The sequence below is a fragment of the Spirosoma fluminis genome, from assembly GCF_054778895.1.
In genome coordinates this window covers 559,204-579,756 of record NZ_BAAGZD010000003.1, presented here as the reverse complement: position 1 = coordinate 579,756, position 20,553 = coordinate 559,204, and the positions used below count along the sequence as shown (strand labels likewise).

Sequence of the window (20,553 nt, the reverse complement as noted above, 5' to 3'; positions counted from 1 at the left end):
CTAGCCGCCAATGGTAGCCATCGACTCGGTAACGACATCCCGCTTCTGCTCGGCCTCAAAGCCGTTGGCTGGCCGGTGCGCGAAGGCACTCAGAAAAGCAGCTATTAATTCGTCGTCGGTAGCGCCCGCCCGGAGTAAAGCACGAACGTCTAGCACGCCGTTATCATACAAACAGGTCTTAAGCGTTCCCTGCGCCGTGAGCCGAATGCGGTTACACGTACCGCAGAATGTACGGCTGAAAGCGGCAATCACACCGATTGTACCCTGGTGACCCGGAATCTGGTAATTGGCCGAGGTTGAATATAACGGGTCCGGTATTTTTTCCAGGGACGGAAAATGCGCCTGTATTTCCTGCACAATACGCTTGTGCGTCCAGTTCAATACCGGATAATGGCTCCCTTCGCCGTTGAATGGCATTTCCTCAATGAACCGAACATCAACGGGTAAGGTACGTGTCAGGTCCGCGAGGGGAATCAGGTCCTGTGTATTCTGCCCATCCATGACCACGGCGTTGATTTTTGTCTGAATACCCACCGACAGCAATGCATCGAGGGTGTTTAGCACCGCCGGTAATTCGTCGCGTCGGGTGATTTGTTTGAACCGGGACCGGTCCAACGTATCAAGGCTTAAGTTAACGGATTTAACGCCAAGGGCCGCCAGATCAGCAACGTGTGGTGCGGTTAAAACGCCATTCGTTGTCATGGAAATATCCGTCAGTCCGTCAACCGCAGCCAGCCGGTGCATAAAGTCCATTAGGCCAGTACGAACAAACGGCTCCCCGCCCGTGATCCGTACTTTCGATACGCCCAGACGCGCCAGCACCTGAACCACCCGCTCCATTTCTTCGTACGTCAGGAGTTGCTTTTTGGGCAGATACGTAATACCCTCCTCTGGCATGCAGTAAAAGCAGCGCAGGTTACAGCGATCTGTCACGGCTAGCCGGAGGTAAGTGATCGGGCGATTGTGGTTATCGTAAATCATGCGGTATCAGACTAACACAAAACTACGAATTTTGATTGCACCGTTGATGGAATGACCGCCTTTACTGCGAAGAGCTGGCCAACTCGCTGACCTAGAATTAGTTGGCGTACAATTTGGCGCAGAGCCAACCTACCCACCAGCTTGTGTCCTTCCTGCGGTTTATTTACGTACTGTGTCTGTTGGCTTTTCATACCGCCTGCATCGCGCAGGACTGAACGTTTAACGGCGTCTTTCCGGCTATCTCTCAATCGGGTAACTTAAGAAAACGGCTGCAATACAACCTGTACGCATTGGTCACAATCGATGCATTTCATCAGCGCGTCGAAACCAGAGAATCTCCGGCGACAGCGCTTCAATACTATCTTCAACCTAGCCTAAGCTACAAATTTTCGCCGACGGTGCAGGCCGGTCTGGGCTACGCCTGTGTGAAGCATAATCTGTTCGGGTTGCACGTACACGAAAACCGGTTCTGGGCACAGGCGGTCGCTACGCATGATATACCCAGCTTAGGCCGCACCAAATTATCGCACCGGTTACGCTACGAAGAGCGCTACCCGCTCAACCGGCGAACCGGCCAGTGGTCGTATGCAACGCTCGTTCGTTATCAGATTGGATTTAATCTGCCACTGTACGATCCGAAGGTAAAAGCAACGGGGTTCTATGCATCAGCATTAAACGCGTTTTTCTTTTGTCTGACCGGGGCGCACAATGGCCCGACCAGTTTTAAAAACGCGTTCTACAGTGAAGATTGGGTGTATGGCGGACTGGGGTATAATACGGGTAAGCTGAGTAGAATTGAAGTGGGCTATATGTTTCAGGATTTAATTCGAAACTCCCCGTAAAACCACCGGCATCTGCATCTGATACAGACCACCTGGGCGCTGAACGTCGAGCTGTCAGCCATTGAAATTTGGTTATATACTCCATACGTTTTCCGGAAAAACGGTGGAAGAACTACGTAGTACTTGTATTGTTTGACATATTAGTATTATTTTTGGTATTATTTAACTGAGTAATTCGTGAAGAAAGTCGTTTCCATTGGCCTATTCGGGCTGCTGCTGTACCACACGCTGGCACATGTGCTTGTGTGCGTGGGAGCGTGGTGGCAAGCCGAACATGACCTCTCAGAACGACTACTGGTGTACCGGTCGGTTGACAGTATCGTCGAGTTCCAGATCCCTCTGAACGGCAAGCCGGATGCGAACGCCATTACCAGTACAACATCCGATGGATTTACGTACCGAGGGCACTATTACGACGTAGTGAGCCTGGAGGTTCGGGGCGATACGCTGCACATTGCGGGCCTGGAATCCGCTGACCGACCCTTCTGGCAGAGTGATCTGCTTTCGTTTCTGAACGACCACGTTGCGGGCACCACCGACTCGAACCGCAAATCAAACCAGCTCCTGAAGCTGCTGCTGAAAGAGTATTCGATTAGTCCCCGAGCTGTTTTCTGTTTTCTTCCCCCCACCTGGCGCGATGCTGTTCGGATTCCTGTGCATGACTTTGTCACGGAATCCCGCGCTATGCCAGTCCATTCTCCTCCGCCGGAGGTATAAAGGTTTTTTCCTGTTTACGCTCAATAGGCTGATCTGGCTGTGACTGCCGGATTGACGCCATGCACGTTGTCCTTGGGCCGGCTGTGTTCAGTTCATCCTGTTTCGGGCGACTGTCCACGTCTGTCAGGTAGGTCCTGGGCTGACTATAGTGCATAATGAGTACGTAACATGCATGCGCAACAGATCGGATGTCGCCCGACATCACTCTACGCACGTTCTGTCAAAAACCTTCAAAACGGCAACCAACCGCCATAGCGGTTTCCAATCTTCATGAAAAAAATAATTTCTACTAGTGCTTTAGCAGTAGCTTGTATAGTTATAGCACAGGCCCCCGCATCAGCGCAAGGCTGCGTAGCGGTACGGCATATGAGTTCTGCGGCCCCGGTGGGTACAAACTCCGCCGATTTTTTCAAACAACGTACGGGCCGCTGGCAGGTTTCGGCGGGGTACCGGTTCTTTAAATCCTACAAGCACTTTGTGGGCGACGCTGAACAGAAGCAACGCGTTGAACAGGGCACTCAGGTAATCAACGTATCGCACGCCATCGATTTGGGCATTACGTATATGGTTAATCACCGGTTGTCGTTCTCGGCGAACCTGCCGGTTCAGGACAACGACCGTTCGTCGCTGTACGAACACTACGGAAATGCGGTCGCGCAGAATCCCGATCAGAAACGTTTTCACACGGGTTCGCGGGGGATCGGTGACCTGCGGATTTCGGGTAGTTACTGGCTGGTCAATCCGGTCGCCTTACCAAAGGCCAATCTGGCCGTAGGCCTGGGGATTAAGCTGCCAACGGGTAACTATAGCGTAACCGACAATTTTCATAAACTGACGAAAGAAGGAGCCGATTATACGATCAATAAACCCGTCGATCAGTCCATTCAACTAGGCGATGGGGGCGTTGGGGCCAGTGTCGAATTACAAGGGTACGTCCAGCTAACCAAAGGGTTAACGGCCTACGCCAATGGATTCTATCTGTTCAATCCGCGTGAAACCAATGGCGTGGTCCGGAGCCCCGAAGCGATCACGATTGATCTGGTAACGGGTACGTTCTCGGTGGCCGATCAGTTTGCGGCCCGGGTTGGGTTAAGTCAGTCAATTGCCGCCATTGCCGGTTTCGCCGTTATGCTCGGCGGTCGGGTAGAAGGGGTTCCGGCCATCGACGCGTTCGGGGGAAGCAAAGGGTTCCGTCGTCCGGGATACATTGTTTCGGTTGAGCCTGGCTTAGCTTATATGCGGAATAAGACGTCTATCGCGGCTACGGTTCCCGTGGCTATTTACCGCAACCGGATCAAGAGCTACTCGGATCGGCTCGACCCGCTCGGACTTCGTCAGGGAGATGCTGCTTTTGCGGATTACTTAATCTCTGTTAACGTATCCCGCTGGTTTTAATTCGTTACGTGACGTTGCGCTGTTCAGCGCAACGTCACCCTTATCTTGTTCACCGTACCTATTATGAAAAGACACCTGTACACGCTCTTGACCGGCGCATTGCTAACCGCGGCTCCGGCCTGGGCACAAATGCCCCACGATGCTATCTACATGTCGAAAAATGCGGTTTGTATAGCCGCTATGTATGGACAGAGTTCGTGGAGCCGATACTGGGAGAATAGTCTCAAACGCGAAAATTTAAACATTGGCACGCATACAACCCGGAGCGCCATGGTTATGCCCGCTATCGGTATCAGCAACCGGGTCAACATTATTCTGAGCCTTCCGTATGTATGGACCAGTACGAGCGCTGGCAACCTGATGGGACAGAAAGGCTTTCAGGACCTCTCGGCCTGGCTTAAAGTAAAAGCCATCCAGAAAGGCGGTTTCTCGCTGAACGCTCTGGTGGGCGGTTCGCTGCCGGTGGGTAATTACGTCGCTGATTTCATGCCGATGTCGATTGGCCTGCAATGCCGGACGTTGACCGGGCGGCTTCTGGCTAACTACAAGCATCCGCAAACGGGTATTTATATTACGGCGCACGGTTCGTACGGCTGGCGGGGTAACATTCACGTCGACCGGGATGCGTATCAGGCCGATGATCGGGTGTATAATACCAATGAAGTGAGCGTTCCGAACACGTACGACGCAGCCGTGCGGCTGGGCGTTTTGCGGAAGGGCTTGCAGACCGAGGTATTCGCCGAGCAAAGTTCCTGCGTGAGTGGGGATAACATTCGCCGGAACGACATGCCGTTTCCGACCAATAATATGCAGGCAACCGTGGTAGGATGGTACGGTAAGTTCCAGCCGCGCAACGTGGGTGTAAACGCCCGTGTCGGTTACGTAACGAATGGCCTCAATGTAGGCCAGAGTACCAGCTATTCTGTCGGTTTGTTGTATCAGTTCAATTTTAAGTAAGCAAGTCCATGAAACCAATCATCCGTAACCTACTGATCGGAAGTTTGTCTTTAGCAGGAATAGCATCTGTATTGATTTCCTGCGATAAAAGCATTGAAGAACCGCAGCGTGTCGGCTATACGCCTACCAGCGTAGACGAAAAAGCAGGCAGCTGGAAAACCTATGTACTTACATCTCCCACCGACGTAACGCTGGCGGCTCCAGCGTCCACGACGTCGGCTCAGTACCAGGCCGAACTGACTGATCTGAAATCAAAGTCGGCGAGCTTAACCCAGGATCAGCAGGAAGCTATTGTCTACTGGGGAGCGGGAGCCGTGTACCGCTGGAACGAGATCGCCCGCGAGCTCTCCGCCAAGTATAATCTGCCCCCAGCCTCGAATGCGGAAGGTAAATACCCCGTACCCGATGCCGCCAATCCGCTGGCCGATCCGAAGTTTCCGTTCGCCAACCCACCGTACGCAGCCAGAGCACTGGCCTATCTGGGTGTTGCCCAATACGATGCGCTGGTGAGCGCCTGGGATTTCAAGTACAAGTTCAAACGCGCGGCTCCGTCGAAAGTCGACCCAACGGTTCGGGTGGCCCTACCGGCTTCGTCGTTACCCGCTTATCCGTCGGAAGATGCGGTGGTGGCGGCTGCGTCCTATACCATCCTCAAAGCGATGTTTCCGGGTGAAGGGCCATTCCTGGATGCGAAACTGGCCGAGCACCGCAACAGCCGTGTGTGGGCGGGCATGAACGTAACGAGCGACCTCGATGCCGGGGCCGACCTTGGTAATCAGGTAGCCGCTAAAGTGATGGGCCGTGCCAGAACCGATGGCATGGGAGCCGCTAATAATCAGGCGCTCACCGCTGGTATGATCGAAGCGGCCAAAGGCCGTGGCCAGACAAATGTATGGGTAAGCCAGGAACTGCCTGTGCGTCCGCCTATGCTCCCGAACTACGGTGCCGTGGCTACCTGGAATTTCGACGCAGCAACCAAAGTGAAGCTCCGGCCCGCTCCGGCTCCGCTGCCCGGTAGTGAACAGTTCAACCGCGAACTCGACGAGCTAAAGGCGATCCAGAAAAATCAAACCCGCGAGCAGGCACGTATCGCCAACTACTGGGCCGATGGAGCAGGCAGCTACACGCCACCGGGGCATTGGCTCCGCATGGCAGCTAATGCGGCTCATGAAGCTAAGTTTAGCGAGGTGCGTATGGCGCGTACGTTAGCGCTCGTCGGTACGGCCCTGCAGGATGCCGGTATTTGCTGCTGGGATGCTAAATATTTCTATTACACTCCCCGTCCACAGCAGTTTAACGTGAAAACGTCGGTGGGCTTGCCTAACTTCCCATCGTATACGTCGGGGCACTCAACCTTCTCGGCGGCTGCTGCCGTCGTGCTGGGAAGTATCTTTCCGGAGCGGGCTGATGAATACTGGGCAAAAGCGCAGGAAGCTTCCGATTCCCGCGTGTATGGAATGATCCACTTCCGCTCTGACTGTACGGCCGGGCTGGTATGTGGTAAGAGTATTGGCAACTACGCCGTAGCCCGTGGCAAGGCTGATGGATCAGGATTGTAAGCTATAGCAGATTGACTACATTTCGGCAGGGGCGTAAAAACAACCTCAACTGGCTGTTTTTACGCCCCTACATTGTTTTCAGCCGCTAACCGTTAAACATAATAGCTATCCTGAATCGGTATTAAGCAGCTTTGGAGTAAAACGGGCCGGTTAGACAGAATCCAGCATTGAATACCGGGTGAGTACGCTTTACCATTACCTTTACTCGATCTAATACTCTTATATGCGATCTACACTGATTCGGTTCGCACTTGTCTTTAGTTGTTTTGCTGCTCAGGAAACGCATGCCCAGGGGTTAGTTGACGGCTTTATGCGGGGGCAGCGGAAAGCCAGCCTTGCGGTAACGTACTCAAAAGAAACGTTCGATACGTATTACAGCAATACTACCGAAACGCGCGACCCAAACCTGGGCACAGTAACCACCGAAGCCATTAACCTGTACGGCGTTTACGGCTTAGGGTATGATCTGGACCTGGTTGTATCGGCTCCGTATGTACGTACCGAAGCCAGCGCGGGATACTGGCAGAAACAGGAAGGGTTTCAGGATCTTTCGGCCGCCCTGCGCTGGGAAGCGTATGATTATAAGATCGGGAAAGCCCGTTTGTCATGGCTGTTTGCCCTGGCTTATACCATGCCGCTCGAAAACTACGTTACTGATGCGCTGGTCACAATTGGACGCGGCTCGCGGAATATCGACGGGCGAACGATGCTGCACCTGAAAGCCGGCATTTTTTTCCTGACGGGACAGTATGGCTACATCCGGCGCGGGCAGGTCACCCTCGATCGAATCGTCAACTATTACGATCCAAGCCAGCTGAATCCCAATAGTGGTTCGAAGGTCAACGTGCCTGATGTCACCGACCTGGTTATACGTAGTGGATTAGCGACGAAGCATTTTTACGTGGACGGCTGGTTTCAGCAGCAAACGCCTTATAACGAGGGTACGAACATTGGGCCGGGCATTCCGTTTCCGACCAATGCCGTTGGCTTTACGCGGGCGGGTGCTACGTTATACATCCCTATCGTGAAGAAATTTGGGTTTATGGGTACGTATAGTACGACACTCGGCGGCCGGAACATCGGCAAAGCTACCCGGCTTAGCGGAGGTATTGTTGTGGGTATATAGTGTTCGATTTGCTGGATGAGAAACTATTTTAAAACGACTTTGGGGCTGATTTGCTTCCTGCTGTGCCTGGCCGGATGCAAAGAGCCTGTCATTACCGAAGGAATCCTTCCCCTTCGCGAGCCCGCGACGGCTGACCCTACCGGTGGCAACTGGCGGACGATCGTGTTGAAGTCAGCCGCTGAAATTAGTGTGCCGCAACCGGCCGCTGTTTCGTCTGAATCGTACCAGCGGGAGTTGGCCGCTATAAAGAGTGGCGTTGCTGGTCTACAGCCTGAGCAATTAACGGCCATTAGTTACTGGGCCGATGGCGGTGTGTTACGTTGGAATCAGATCACCCGGCAGTTAATTTCGAAGTATAATACAACACCACTTCTCAACGAAGCGACCGGGCAATACGCACCGTATGATCCGGCGAAGCCTTCTACCAACGCTCCGCTGGCTGCCCGGATTCTGGCTTTACTGAGCGTAGCGCAGTATGATGCGCTGGTGGTTACCTGGCGGGCGAAATACCAGTACAACCGGCCGTCGCTGGAACAGCAGGGCGTATCGGCGCAGGTACCGGTGGCCGACGTACCATCGTATCCGTCGGAAGACGCAGCGATTGCCGAAGCTTCCAGCCAGGTACTGGCTTTTTTCTTTCCGAACGAAGCGGCTTTCCTGAAAACAAAAGCAGTCGAACATAAACAAAGCCGCATCTGGGCTGGCGTGAACGTAGCGAGTGATGTGAAAGCAGGTGAAGAATTAGCCGCTGCCGTAGCGGCTAAGGTCATGACGTATGCGAAAGCCGACCGGTTTGCTTCGGCACTCGACCCGACCGGAACCTGGGTGACGAAACGGACCAATGCGCCCTACGATGCAAAATGGACGAGTTTAGATATACCCGCGCGGCCACCTGTGTTGCCTTTATTGGGTAACGTAAAAGCTTGGTATGATTCGACCGCCATTACCCGAAGTCTGCCACCGGCTCCCCCACTGACAACGTCATCCGAGTTTCAGAAAGCCTTAACCGAAGTACGCGAAATTGCCCAAACCCGAACCCGTGAGCAGTATCGAATTGCCAGTTATTGGGACGATGGAGAAGGAACCTATACCGTGCCGGGGCATTGGAATCTCCTTGCGGAGGAGTATGTTCGGCAGGGGCGGCAGAGCGAACTGCGCGCTGCCCGCACCTACGCCCTGATGAACCGGGCGTTGCAGGACGGTGCCATGCTGTGCTGGCAAACCAAATACAAGTACTTTGTGCCTCGTCCGTCGCAGGCGGACCCTACGATCAAGACGGCCGTTCTGATTCCGAACTCGCCCAGCTATATTGCGGAACATGCTATATTTGCCGCTGCGGCCTCAACAGTGCTGGGCTTTCTGTTTCCAGACGAAGCCACTACAGTAACCAGTCAGGCAAACGAGGCTACGTTGTCCCGGTTGTATGGCGGTGTACACTATCGATTCGACATTGACGAAGGCGCGAAAGCAGGTAATGCAGTTGGAAAACTGGCTGTCGACTGGGCCGGCAGCGACGGGGCTAAATAAGATACTTCACTTTGCATGTAACTTTTGACAAGATTCTTCGTCAAAATGTTGTCGATCAGTAGCAATAACTCGGATTTTTCTGAAAAAAGAACAAAAGTGTTCTCTAAAACTCCGGTTTACTTTACTAAATAGCTAAATCAGTTAGTCCATTATTGGGCTCCCCGATTAGTTACGTAACGGAGTCTACCTGCTGATCGTCAACCAATTATGCACTTTCTTTACAGCCTGTACCTGATTTTTCTGGTTTATCTTGGCCTGTCGGTATTGTACCTGGCCGTGTTTGCCATAGCGGGCCGGATTGGCCGTGCTGATGATAAGCCGCTGGTGGGAGCTCCCCGTATATTTCGCAAGATTGGCGTATTGATTCCTGCTTATAAAGAAGATGCCGTGATTGCAGATTCTGTTCGGGTAAATCTGCAACAGGATTATCCGGCCGATCGCTTCGATCTCATCGTCATCGCCGACTCGCTGCAACCCGCTACGTTATCGGATCTGGCAACCCTGCCGAGTAAGGTGTTTACGGTTTCATTCGCGGTGTCTACCGTATCCAAAGCGATCAACGAAGCCCTGGTCCGTATCCCGGATGAGGCTTACGATATACTGGTGGTAGCTGATGCCGATAACCACCTGGCTCCGAATTTTCTGAGCCGCATAAACGTAGCATTCGAACAAGGATGGCGGGCCGTACAAGGGCATCGGGTGGCAAAAAATACTGATACCAGCGTGGCCATTCTGGATGCTATCAGCGAAGAAATCAACAATCATTTATTCCGGAAAGGCAGCCGGGTGCTTGGGTTGTCGTCGTCGATCATCGGCTCCGGGATGGCCATTGAAACGCGTTTGATGAAAGCCGCTATGGCGGATTTACGAACGATGGGCGGCTACGATAAAGAGCTGGAAATGAATATAGTCCTTCACGGCGCTACAGTTGGTTATCTGGAAGAAGCGTTTATCTACGACGAGAAGGTCGCTAACCGGGCAGTATTCGAGAATCAGCGCACCCGCTGGATAGCGGCTCAGTGGCAATTCTTAACGAATTACTTTCGTCGGGGTCTAACCGAATTCGCTCATGGGCGAATGGCCAGTACGTTCAAGATTGTGCAGGCGCTGGTTTTGCCCAGAGTCCTGCTGCTGGGTGTATTGGGTGTTTGTGTGGTGTTGGGGTTGTTAACTGGTAAGGCACTTGCCTGGGCTTTGCCACTGATTTTGTTATTGACGTTGGTGGGTACGCTGCTGATTTCGGTTCCCGGCTATCTGTGGAAACGCGTAACGATGCGCGAACTGCTGCTCATACCGGTCCTGATGCTGAATTTCGCGCGAGCCCTGTTCAATATGCGGAAGGCGTTCAAAAGTTTTTTGCCAACCCCGCACCAGGCTAAGCGTGACGTAGAAACATCAAGGTAAATTTCAATAGCACCTTATAAACTTTATGTGACACGTAGACGAATAAATCGTCAAAAGGTAAGGAGTCTATTTAGTTAATAGATAAAATGCTGTTGAAAGAGTATCGCTGTCCATTTTGGTTCGCAGGTATACATCTCTCAACTGGCACAGAAGGAGTTCCGGATTACTGGTTAATGATTATCTTCGTAGGTTGCAAATACGTAAACCTCGGCAAATTGTTCTGAAATGAGATTTTGTTTACTCGATTGCTTACCGTTTTCTTGCCGTCGATCTAGTTTGCCATTTCTGATTGGCATGTTCTCGTTTATGGTTTGTTCGGCTCAGACAATGAGCGGCCGACGGCTGATGATGTTTGGCCAGTCTACAGCCGGTCAGCCGGTCGATACGGTATACCTTGAGGTTGATCAGGACATTGCGGGTCAGCTCATTCCCTTCGATGAACTCTATAAAGTGGCCGTGGCGAACTCTCCGCTGGTGAAATACCAGAACGAAGTGGCTAACTCGTTAAACTCAGCGTATTCAATAGCGAAGGCTCAAATTCTTCAGAATGTATCCGGGTATACAGGGTACTCAACTGGTAACCAGGGAATTATTTCTACAGGCAGAGAGTCCAGTAATATCAACCAGATTGCGAATGGCTATCGCGTTGGGGTAGATTTACGAGTAAGTTTGTTTGATGTATTTGGGCGTAAGCACCAGACCCGGCAGGCTTATTCGAATTATCGGGCTGCTGTTGTTCAGAAAGAAACGGTTGAGTTACAGATCAAACGGGAAATGAGCGACATCTATCAGGACATGATTACGTCGCAGCAGATCCTGAAAGTACTGTTAACGGATGAGCAGGCCTCTTTAACGGCGTTGCGAATTGCAGAGTCTGAAATTCAAAAAAGTAAAATAACGGCCGAAGCGCTGGCAGGGGCTACCAGCCGATACGCGCAGGCGAAAGTGACTTCTGAACAGGCGAAAGGAAATTTCATCAAGAACGTCCACCAGTTCGAGATATTGGTTGGGATGCCCATTCAGCGGTTGAAACGTAATTAACAGGGTTCTATGAATATCGAGGTCTTTCAGCGTCTTCTGAAACAATACATTTTGTGGTTCATTGTGATTCCGGTGATCACGGCGGCTACCGCCTGGTACTTTACCCGGAATCAGCCAAAGGTGTATAAATCACAGGCTACGCTCTATACGGGGCTGGCCTCGCGGTATTCATTGCTCTCTGATAAAATACCGGGTTACGGCGACCGGTCGGCGGGCGCGTTCGACAACCTGCTCACAACGCTGAATTCAAAGGAAACCCTGCTGCAGGTTGGCATCAGCCTGCTTAGCGATCACCTCCGGCTCGAACAGCCTGATTCGCTGGTACTCGCTTCGGCCGGGTTCGATAAACTGCAGCAGACCGTTAACGCCGAATGGCGGCTTATGCTGCCGATTCTGGGCGATTCGACCCAACTGCGGCTGGCGCTCGATAGTTTGGTGAAAAGTCCCAACGACAACCCCATCAAAACGCTGCTGCTGAAATCTGATTCGTACTATTCCTTCGATCGGTTAAGCGCCAATCTGGTGGCAACCGCCCGGAAAAACAGCAATGACGTACTGTTGATGGAATACGAATCGGACGATCCGGCGGTAGCCCAGCGAACGCTTCAGTACGCTATCAAATACCTGAGCCAACGCTATACGCTGCTGAAAACATCGGAAACCAACTCGGTAGTCGGCTATTACGAAATCAAATTGCAAAAAGCGAAAGAGGCCCTCGACCGGGCCGAAGCTAATCTGCGTGCCTTTAGTGTGAAGCACAAGGTCATGGATTTCGACGAGGAGTCCAAGAACGTAGCGTCGGCCAATGAGGTGCTCTCGAACGAATACAGTCAGGAGTTGATGCGCCAAAAAGCGGCTAAGGCTTCATTAGATGCCTTAAACAAACGCATGGGGCAGCAGGGTACCATTCGTTCGGCCAATAATGAACTGAACGCTAAACAGCGCAAGCTTACCGAAGCCGAGAGCCAGTTGGCCAATGCCAGGGCGTATGGCCAGCCTAAACACGTAATCAGCCGCTTGCAGGCTGCCGTTGCGCAGGCTTCGGAGGAGTTGAAGGCCAGCGCCCTGAAATACGACGCAACTACCGACTCGCCGGAGGCTGTGCCGCCCCAGGTGATGGCCAACGACCGCTTGGCTAAAGTGCTCGAATATGAAGAGTCGACGGCCCGGCTGGAGCTTTACCAGAAGCGCATGAGTGAATACCAGGCGAAACTGAACGAGTATAGCCCGCTCGGGTCGCAGCTCCGCCAGTTGAACCGGCAACTCAGCGTAGCCGAGAAAGAATACCTCGATCTGCTTCAGAACGTAGATCAGTCCCGTACGCGTCGGCAGGATGTTGCCATTGGCGGAACGCTCGAAATTATGGATGCGCCGGACTTCCCGGTTATGCCAATGCCCTCAAAACGATTCCAACTGGTAGCGATTGGCTTCGGTGTGGGCCTGTTCATTGCCCTGCTGATTACGGCGATCGGCTTCCTGATGGACAAACGGATCTACTCGCCCGACCAGGCTGAAGCCATGATCGGTTTGCCCACAGCCGCTTTCTTCCCGGTAATAAAAAAGCCCCGCGTTTTCTCGAAAGCGACTTTGGCGGCCCGCGATATGTTTGAGCAGCTGTTCAACACCATCAACATCGAAATCGCGCAGGTAACCGCTAAGCCGTATCCGCCCATCATTACCTTGTTCAGCATTCGGTCGAAGCAGGGAAAAACCTGGGTGGCGAATCGGCTGATCGATCTGTACGTAGAAGCCGATCAGCAGGTGGCATATTGTTACCCCCGCATCACGGGTAAAGAACAGCGGGAAGTAATGAAAGGCGTTACGTTACTGCCTTATACTATTCGACCGGATTTTATGAACGTAACGAGTATCGACTATCTGCTCGACCACGAATACGGGTTTGACGCCACTCGGTACGACCGCATTATTCTTGAATTGCCAGCACTTATCAATAATCAGATTCCGGGCTATCTGCTGAAAGGCAGTGCGCTGTCGCTGTTGGTAGTTGACGCCAACAGTGCGTGGGCACGGGCCGAAAAGCAACTCTTAAGCCTTTTCGTACGGGTAACCAGCCAGCCTATCCTCATGATCCTGAATCGGGTAGGGGGCAACTACATCGGCAGCCCCGTTCGGATGTCATCTACCAGAAAGCCGCTGGAGCGGCCGGATTATACATTACAGGCTCAGCGTAACGAGCCATAGGTTGTTGGGAGGTAACCAATCACATAAGTAGGCATCGAACGCTATAAGCCGCTGCTTGTAGGGATTGACGCTTATACCTCTCAGAAAACAAGTACCTGTATGCATGTTTTCAATGGATATGGCATAGACCAAACTCGTTTTCCGTCAGGCTTCGTGCAGGAGCTTGTCGAAGCGGTTGTACGTGAGCATCCCAACCGAGTCGCCGTTACTTATGGTGATCGCCAGCTAACGTATCGCGAACTAAGTGAACGATCAGCGCAGCTCAGCCAGGCTATTCTGCACGCGGACCAGACCGCCGATAGTGCTTTTGTTGGCGTGAGCAGCGCCCGCAGCATTGAGATGGTGATCGGGGTGCTGGCGGTGCTGAAAGCCGGTAAGGCGTATCTGCCGCTCGACCCAACTCATCCGGAGCAGCGGCTTCACCAGATCGCTACTGATTCGGGAATTCAGCTTTGCCTGGCCACGGATCAGCACAAAGCGACGTTTGAACAGGTTGGTTTAAAGGTGCTTACGGCTGAAGCGAAATATGTTAATGCCGAATCGCTTACTCCGCAGCAGGGAACTGCCGCCTACGTACTGTATACGTCGGGTTCGACGGGTAAGCCCAAAGGCGTTTGCATGGGGCATGGCCCCCTGGTGAACCTGCTGCAGTGGCAGACGAAGCACTCGCAGGCCGGGCTCGATACGCGTACATTGCAACTGGCTCCCTTAAGTTTCGACGTATCGTTTCAGGAGATTTTTGCGACCCTGAGTACGGGCGGAACCCTGGTCTTGATTGACGAAAGCAGACGGCTCGACCCGAATGCGTTACTAACGTATATTGATGAACAGGCAGTCAACCGCTTGTTCCTTCCCTTCGTTGCGCTTCAGTTCCTGGCCGAAACGGCCGTTGCCGACCAGCACTATCCGACGGCTCTGCGTGAGATCATGACCGCTGGTGAGCAGTTGAAAATTACACCCCAGGTCGCAGCTCTCTTCGCGGCTCTTCCCGGCTGCATTCTCTACAATCAGTATGGCCCTACGGAATGCCACGTAGTAACCGAACTGAAGCTGGAGGGCGATCCGTCGTCGTGGCCACCGTTGCCAACGATTGGTAAACCCATTGATAACACGATTCTCTACGTTGTTGACGATTCGTTGACTGTACTGCCCGACGGCGAAGTAGGCGAACTGTGCATCAGTGGCGCTTGCCTGGCCGAAGGTTACTTGAACCAGCCCGAACTGACGAACGAGAAGTTTACCGAACTGACCCTTCTTCAGCAGGGAACCGTTCGCATCTACCGGACCGGTGACCTGGCACGCTACCTGCCCGACGGAACCATCGAATTTTTGGGCCGACGCGACGATCAGGTGAAGATACGCGGTCATCGGGTTGAACTTGGTGAGATCGAAGTTGTGATTAACCAGACAGTCGGAATAAAACAGGCGGTGGTTGTCGCCCGCGAAGGGACCGATGGTCAAAAGCAGTTGGTTGCTTATCTGCTGTCCTCGACTGGTGAAACTGATAGTCTGGCTCTTCGGAAGGCGGTCGAATTGCGTCTGCCAGAGTACATGATGCCGTCAGCATTCGTCTGGCTGGACGATTTCCCCCGGACGACCAGCGGTAAGGTGGATAAGAAGCAGTTACCCGCACCGGAACGGAAACGGTCGGACTTGGGCGGAATCTACCGAAAGCCCAAAACTGAGCTGGAAAAGACGATTGCGGGCGTTTGGAGCCGATTGTTACAGCTTGACAAGGTTGGTGTCGACGATAATTTCTTTGAGTTGGGCGGGAACTCGCTGCTGGCTCAGAAAACAGTTGTCGACTTAAAACAGCAGCAGTATACCCTGCCCGTTACCAAACTGTATCAGTATCCAACAATAGCGGGTATTGTTCGGTATTTACAGCCTGAAACAACTGTTACGGAGAAAGTGCAGTTTCAGCCAACCCGTCCGTCGGCGTATCAAACCGACGTAGCCGTGATTGGCATGAGTGGTCGTTTTCCGGGCGCTGCCACAATTGACGAACTTTGGGAAATCTTAAAAGCCGGTAAAGAAACTACACGTTTCTTCTCGGCCGACGAACTTGACCTCAGCATACCCGACCGAATTAAAAACGACCCGGCCTACGTAAAAGCGCGGGGTGTTTTGGCCGAAGTCGATCAGTTCGACGCGCAGTTTTTTGGTATACCCCCGAGCCTGGCGCAAGTCATGGACCCCCAACAGCGCATCTTCCTGGAAATTGCCTGGGAAACGCTGGAACAGACAGGTTATTTGCCGCAGCATTACAGCGGGCGCGTGGGTGTCTTTGCGGGTTGCGGTAATAATACGTATTACCTGAACAACGTGTTGGGTCACGCCGATGTAGTTGAACAGGTTGGCGCGTTTCAGGTGATGACCTTAAACGAGAAAGATTACATTGCCTCCCGGACTGCCTACCAGTTGAACCTGAAAGGCCCCGCGGTCAGTGTGTATTCGGCTTGCTCTACATCATTGCTGGCGATAACGCAGGCCGTTCAAAGCATCCGGAGTGGTCAGTGTGAGGTGGCTTTGGCCGGTGGTGCCAGCGTTACGTCGCCGGTCAACAGTGGGCATACGTATCAGGAAGGCGCAATGCTGAGCCGCGATGGCCATTGCCGATCGTTTGATGCGGAGGCCCAGGGAACCGTTTTCAGCGATGGAGCGGGTGTTGTACTCCTGAAAAGTCTGGAAGCCGCTCAGCGGGATGGCGACACGATCTACGCTGTTATCAAAGGAATTGGCGTCAACAACGATGGGGGCGGCAAAGGAAGTTTTACAGCACCCAATGCCGACGGGCAGGCTGAGGCCATCCGGATGGCTATTGAAGACGCGGGATTTGATCCATCGACCATTAGTTACGTAGAAGCGCACGGTACGGCTACTCCGTTGGGCGATCCCATTGAGATTGAGGGCTTAAAAGCTGCCTTTGGTGATCAGGATCGTACGCAATTCTGCGCGATTGGCTCGATCAAAAGCAATATGGGCCACTTGACCCAGGCGGCTGGTGTGGCTGGATTGATTAAAACGACGCTGGCTTTATACCATAAACAGATTCCGGCGTCTATAAACTTCGACCGGCCCAATCCTGCGATCGACTTTGCCGCGAGCCCGTTCTTTGTGAATACAGCCCTAACCGATTGGCCATTGCAGGCACCGGCGCGACGGGCGGGGGTTAGTTCATTCGGCGTCGGCGGAACAAACGTGCATGTGGTGCTGGAAGAGGCAGAACAGATTGTCCAGCCGACCGAAGACGCGGGTCGGCCCGTACAGCTCGTTACGTGGTCAGCGAAGTCGGTGCAAAGCCGCGATGCCTATGCAAAACGCTTAGCGAACGCACTTAATACATCGGAGAGCGTGCAACCGGCTGATGTCGCTTTCACGCTCCAGACTACGCGCCCCGGTTTTAAACACCGGGCCTTTGTGGTCGGCGCAACCATCGATGAGTTGCAGGATAAGCTTAACTCGGCCCGTCAAACAAATCAGACGGCGGATGGAAGCGTACCGGGCGAGGTCGTGTTTATGTTTCCCGGTCAGGGGGCGCAGTTTGTTAATATGGGGCGGGCTCTGTATCAACATGAATCCGTATTCCGGCAGGCGGTTGATACGTGCGCCGATATGCTGAACGCGTATCTCAGCAGAGATATCCGTCAGATCCTGTACCCCGAGGTCATTGATTCGGAAGCTGAACAGCGCCTGCGAAATACCCGCTACACCCAGCCTGCGCTGTTCGTGGTTGAATACGCCCTGGCGCAGTTGTGGATGAGCTGGGGAATTGAGCCATCCGTCTTCTGCGGACACAGTATTGGCGAATTTGTAGCGGCTCATCTGGCGGGTATCTTCAACCTGGCCGATGCCCTGAAACTGATTGCTACCCGTGGTCGCATGGTGAGCGAATTACCCCGTGGCAGTATGCTGTCGGTGCGGCTGGCAGCCGAAAAAGTTGAGACCTTTCTACCGCCTGAGCTGTCAATAGCGGCCATCAATAACCACACATTATGCGTAGTGGCGGGCCCCGACGAGCACATTGCGGACTTTGCGCGTGTGTTAGACGAACAGGAAATTCCCAATCGCCTGTTGGCGACCAGCCACGCGTTTCACTCGGTGATGATGGACCCGATTGTGACGGAGTTTGCTACCATTGCAGGTAGTGTTACGTTAAATCGCCCGCAAAAGCCGGTTGTCTCAACGGTGAGTGGTACGTGGCTGACCGACGCTGAAGCCACTGATCCGCAGTACTGGGCTAAACACCTGCGGGCGACGGTTCGTTTTGCGGATGCGCTCAACACGATTTTTGAGCTGGATCAGCCGCTTCTCCTGGAGGTCGGCCCCGGTCATACGGCAGCGACGCTGGCCCGGCAGCAAACTGGTACGAAGCCACCAGTAATTCTGGCCGGGCTGGGCAATCACGAAGATGATTTAACGGCTTATCAGTCGATATTAACTACGCTGGGGCAGTTGTATGTCCACGGTCTGGAGCCTGACTGGAAAGGGGTCTACGCCAGTCAGCGCCGAACTAAACTTCGGCTGCCTGCCTACGCTTTTACCAAAAAACGCTGTTGGCTCGATCCGGTGCTGGCTAAACCCGATACGGGTTCACAAATCGGTAGCCAACCAGCCCACATATCAGATCATGTAACGCCTTCCGCACCCGTAACACCTATGCCAGTTATGAGAAAGACTGTATTACTAGATAAAGTCAAGGCGCTTTTAGAGGATGCATCGGGCATTGAGATGGCCGACGTAAAACCCGATGAAAGTTTTCTGGAGATTGGTCTCGACTCGCTCTTGTTGACGCAGGTTGCGTTGACACTCAAAAAAGAATTTGGCCTGCCAATAACTTTCCGCCAGTTGACCAGCGACTATGCAACGCCCGAACTGCTGGCTACGTACCTCGACCGGGAACTACCTGCTGAACGGTACCAGCCTACCCCGGCACCAGCACACGTAACGCCAATGCCATCTGCGCAGCCGCTTGCTGCACCAGCTCCTGTGATGAGCTATGAAGGCACGCCGACTACGCCGAATGATAGCGCTATTGGTCTAATTGCGCAGCAATTGCAGTTACTGGCCAAACAGGTTGCGTTGCTGCAAAGTCCTCAACAGGCACCACCAGCAATGAACCCAGGTCACGTAGCGCCAGCCGTTGCTGCATCAACACCGCCTTCGGTCAATCAGAAACCAGTCGTTATGTCAAATTTAACGGTTTCTCCGGCTGATCTGAGCCCCGAAGAGGCCGCTGAACTGAAGAAGCCGTTCGGGGCTACAGCACGTATCGAACGGCAGGCGTCTGGCTTAACCCATAAGCAAACGGACTTTCTGCAGCAGTTGACAACGCGGTATAATCAGAAAACAAGCCGAAGTAAAGCGTACGCTCAGGAACACCGTTCGCACATGGCTGATCCCCGGGTTGTCTCCGGGTTCCGGCCAACTACGAAAGAGATCGTGTATCCGTTGGTTGTAAATCGCTCGGCGGGAAGTCGGCTGTGGGATATTGATGGCAACGAATACATCGACGCCCTGAATGGATTTGGCTCGAATATGTTTGGCTATCAGCCCCCGATGATTAAGCAGGCGTTGCACGATCAGATTGAGCAGGGTTACGAAGTAGGGCCGCAGCATGAGTTAGCCGGTGAGGTCAGTCAACTGATCTGTGAACTAACCGGTGCCGATCGGGCCGCACTATGCAATACCGGCTCAGAAGCGGTGTTGGGCACCATGCGCATCGCCCGGACCGTAACGGGTCGTTCGCTGATCGTCGCTTTTTCGGGCTCATACCACGGCATCGTGGACGAAGTGCTCGTGCGGGGTACGAAAAAGCTTAAATCATTCCCGGCCGCACCGGGTATTATGCCCGAGTCGGTGCAGAACATGCTCATTCTGGATTACGGCACTGACGAAAGCCTGGCCATCATCCGCGAACGGGCGCACGAGTTAGCTGCCGTTCTGGTTGAGCCGGTGCAGAGCCGTCGGCCCGAGTTTGTGCCCATCGACTTCCTGAAACAAGTTCGGGCCATAACCGCCGAATCGGGTACGGCGCTCATTTTCGATGAGGTAATTACAGGCTTCCGGATGCATCCCGGTGGCGCGCAGGCCTTGTTCGGTATCAAAGCAGATCTGGGCTCGTACGGAAAAGTGGTCGGTGCGGGTTTACCAATCGGGGTTATTGCCGGTAAACGCGAATTTATGGATGCACTCGATGGTGGTTTCTGGCAGTATGGCGACAGTTCTCTCCCTGAAGTCGGTGTTACGTATTTCGCCGGTACGTTCGTGCGTCATCCGCTGGCGTTGGCGGCTGCCAAAGCTTCCCTGCAATACATGAAAGACCAGGGACCTCAGTTGCAGCAGGAACTGACCCGCAAAACGAAACGGCTCGCCGATGCCATCAACACGGTGCTAAGCCACCGGCAGCTGCCCATTTTTGCGGCTCAGTTTGGCTCCCTCTGGAAAATAAAATTCAAAGAAGACGCCCCTTATGGCGAGTTACTGTTTACGCTGATGCGTGAAAAAGGTATTCATATCTGGGATGGATTCCCGTGTTTCATTACCGAAGCGCATACTAATCCGGAAATAGATTTAATAATTAGTAAATTTACTGATAGTTTAGACGAGCTAATCGAAGCCGGTTTCTTGAAGGGCATCCCAGCGGACGATATTAAAAGCAAATTAAATGGCTTAACTTTTGCTGGAAATACCCCACCGGCTCCTGGTGCCCGGCTAGGCCGTGATCAGAATGGAAATCCAGCCTGGTTCCTGCCTAACCCCGACCAGCCCGGTAAATACATGCAAGTAGAATTAAACTGAT

At 53.1% G+C, this 20,553-nt stretch carries 12 protein-coding genes; 11 read left to right on the top strand and 1 reads right to left on the bottom strand.

Annotated features, from left to right (window positions below; translation table 11 throughout):
* On the bottom strand, nucleotides 1-981 hold the full coding sequence (gene moaA, locus ACYVBJ_RS04390; protein ID WP_460981072.1) for a GTP 3',8-cyclase MoaA: 981 nt from the start codon (nucleotides 979-981) through the stop codon (nucleotides 1-3).
* 290 nt (nucleotides 982-1,271) lie between these two features.
* Between moaA and ACYVBJ_RS04385 the strand changes: the two genes are divergently transcribed.
* From ACYVBJ_RS04385 to ACYVBJ_RS04335, 11 genes are all read left to right on the top strand, one after another.
* Nucleotides 1,272-1,823 (top strand): DUF2490 domain-containing protein, encoded by a 552-nt coding sequence (locus tag ACYVBJ_RS04385; RefSeq protein ID WP_460981071.1) that lies wholly within the window; start codon nucleotides 1,272-1,274, stop codon nucleotides 1,821-1,823.
* 177 nt (nucleotides 1,824-2,000) lie between these two features.
* Complete coding sequence (locus ACYVBJ_RS04380; RefSeq protein WP_460981070.1) at nucleotides 2,001-2,540, top strand: hypothetical protein; 540 nt, start codon at nucleotides 2,001-2,003, stop codon at nucleotides 2,538-2,540.
* Between the two features lie 270 nt (nucleotides 2,541-2,810).
* Nucleotides 2,811-3,935: a hypothetical protein gene (locus ACYVBJ_RS04375; protein WP_460981069.1), complete on the top strand. Its 1,125-nt coding sequence runs from the start codon at nucleotides 2,811-2,813 to the stop codon at nucleotides 3,933-3,935.
* A gap of 63 nt (nucleotides 3,936-3,998) precedes the next feature.
* Complete coding sequence (locus ACYVBJ_RS04370; RefSeq protein WP_460981068.1) at nucleotides 3,999-4,892, top strand: hypothetical protein; 894 nt, start codon at nucleotides 3,999-4,001, stop codon at nucleotides 4,890-4,892.
* An 8-nt stretch (nucleotides 4,893-4,900) separates the two neighbouring features.
* A complete protein-coding gene (locus ACYVBJ_RS04365; RefSeq protein ID WP_460981067.1) occupies nucleotides 4,901-6,451 on the top strand; it encodes a phosphatase PAP2 family protein in 1,551 nt (516 codons plus the stop codon).
* 223 nt (nucleotides 6,452-6,674) lie between these two features.
* Nucleotides 6,675-7,577 (top strand): hypothetical protein, encoded by a 903-nt coding sequence (locus ACYVBJ_RS04360; protein ID WP_460981066.1) that lies wholly within the window; start codon nucleotides 6,675-6,677, stop codon nucleotides 7,575-7,577.
* Between the two features lie 15 nt (nucleotides 7,578-7,592).
* The gene (locus ACYVBJ_RS04355) at nucleotides 7,593-9,104 is read left to right on the top strand and encodes a phosphatase PAP2 family protein (RefSeq protein ID WP_460981065.1); all 1,512 of its coding nucleotides are present in this window, start codon (nucleotides 7,593-7,595) and stop codon (nucleotides 9,102-9,104) included.
* Nucleotides 9,105-9,311: 207 nt separating this feature from the next.
* On the top strand, nucleotides 9,312-10,508 hold the full coding sequence (locus tag ACYVBJ_RS04350; protein ID WP_460981064.1) for a glycosyltransferase family 2 protein: 1,197 nt from the start codon (nucleotides 9,312-9,314) through the stop codon (nucleotides 10,506-10,508).
* Between the two features lie 276 nt (nucleotides 10,509-10,784).
* Nucleotides 10,785-11,549, top strand: coding sequence for a TolC family protein (locus ACYVBJ_RS04345; protein ID WP_460981063.1), 765 nt, complete (start codon nucleotides 10,785-10,787; stop codon nucleotides 11,547-11,549).
* Between the two features lie 9 nt (nucleotides 11,550-11,558).
* Nucleotides 11,559-13,751: a GumC family protein gene (locus ACYVBJ_RS04340; RefSeq protein ID WP_460981062.1), complete on the top strand. Its 2,193-nt coding sequence runs from the start codon at nucleotides 11,559-11,561 to the stop codon at nucleotides 13,749-13,751.
* 99 nt (nucleotides 13,752-13,850) lie between these two features.
* Nucleotides 13,851-20,552, top strand: coding sequence for an amino acid adenylation domain-containing protein (locus tag ACYVBJ_RS04335; RefSeq protein WP_460981061.1), 6,702 nt, complete (start codon nucleotides 13,851-13,853; stop codon nucleotides 20,550-20,552).
* Nucleotide 20,553 lies beyond the last annotated feature (1 nt).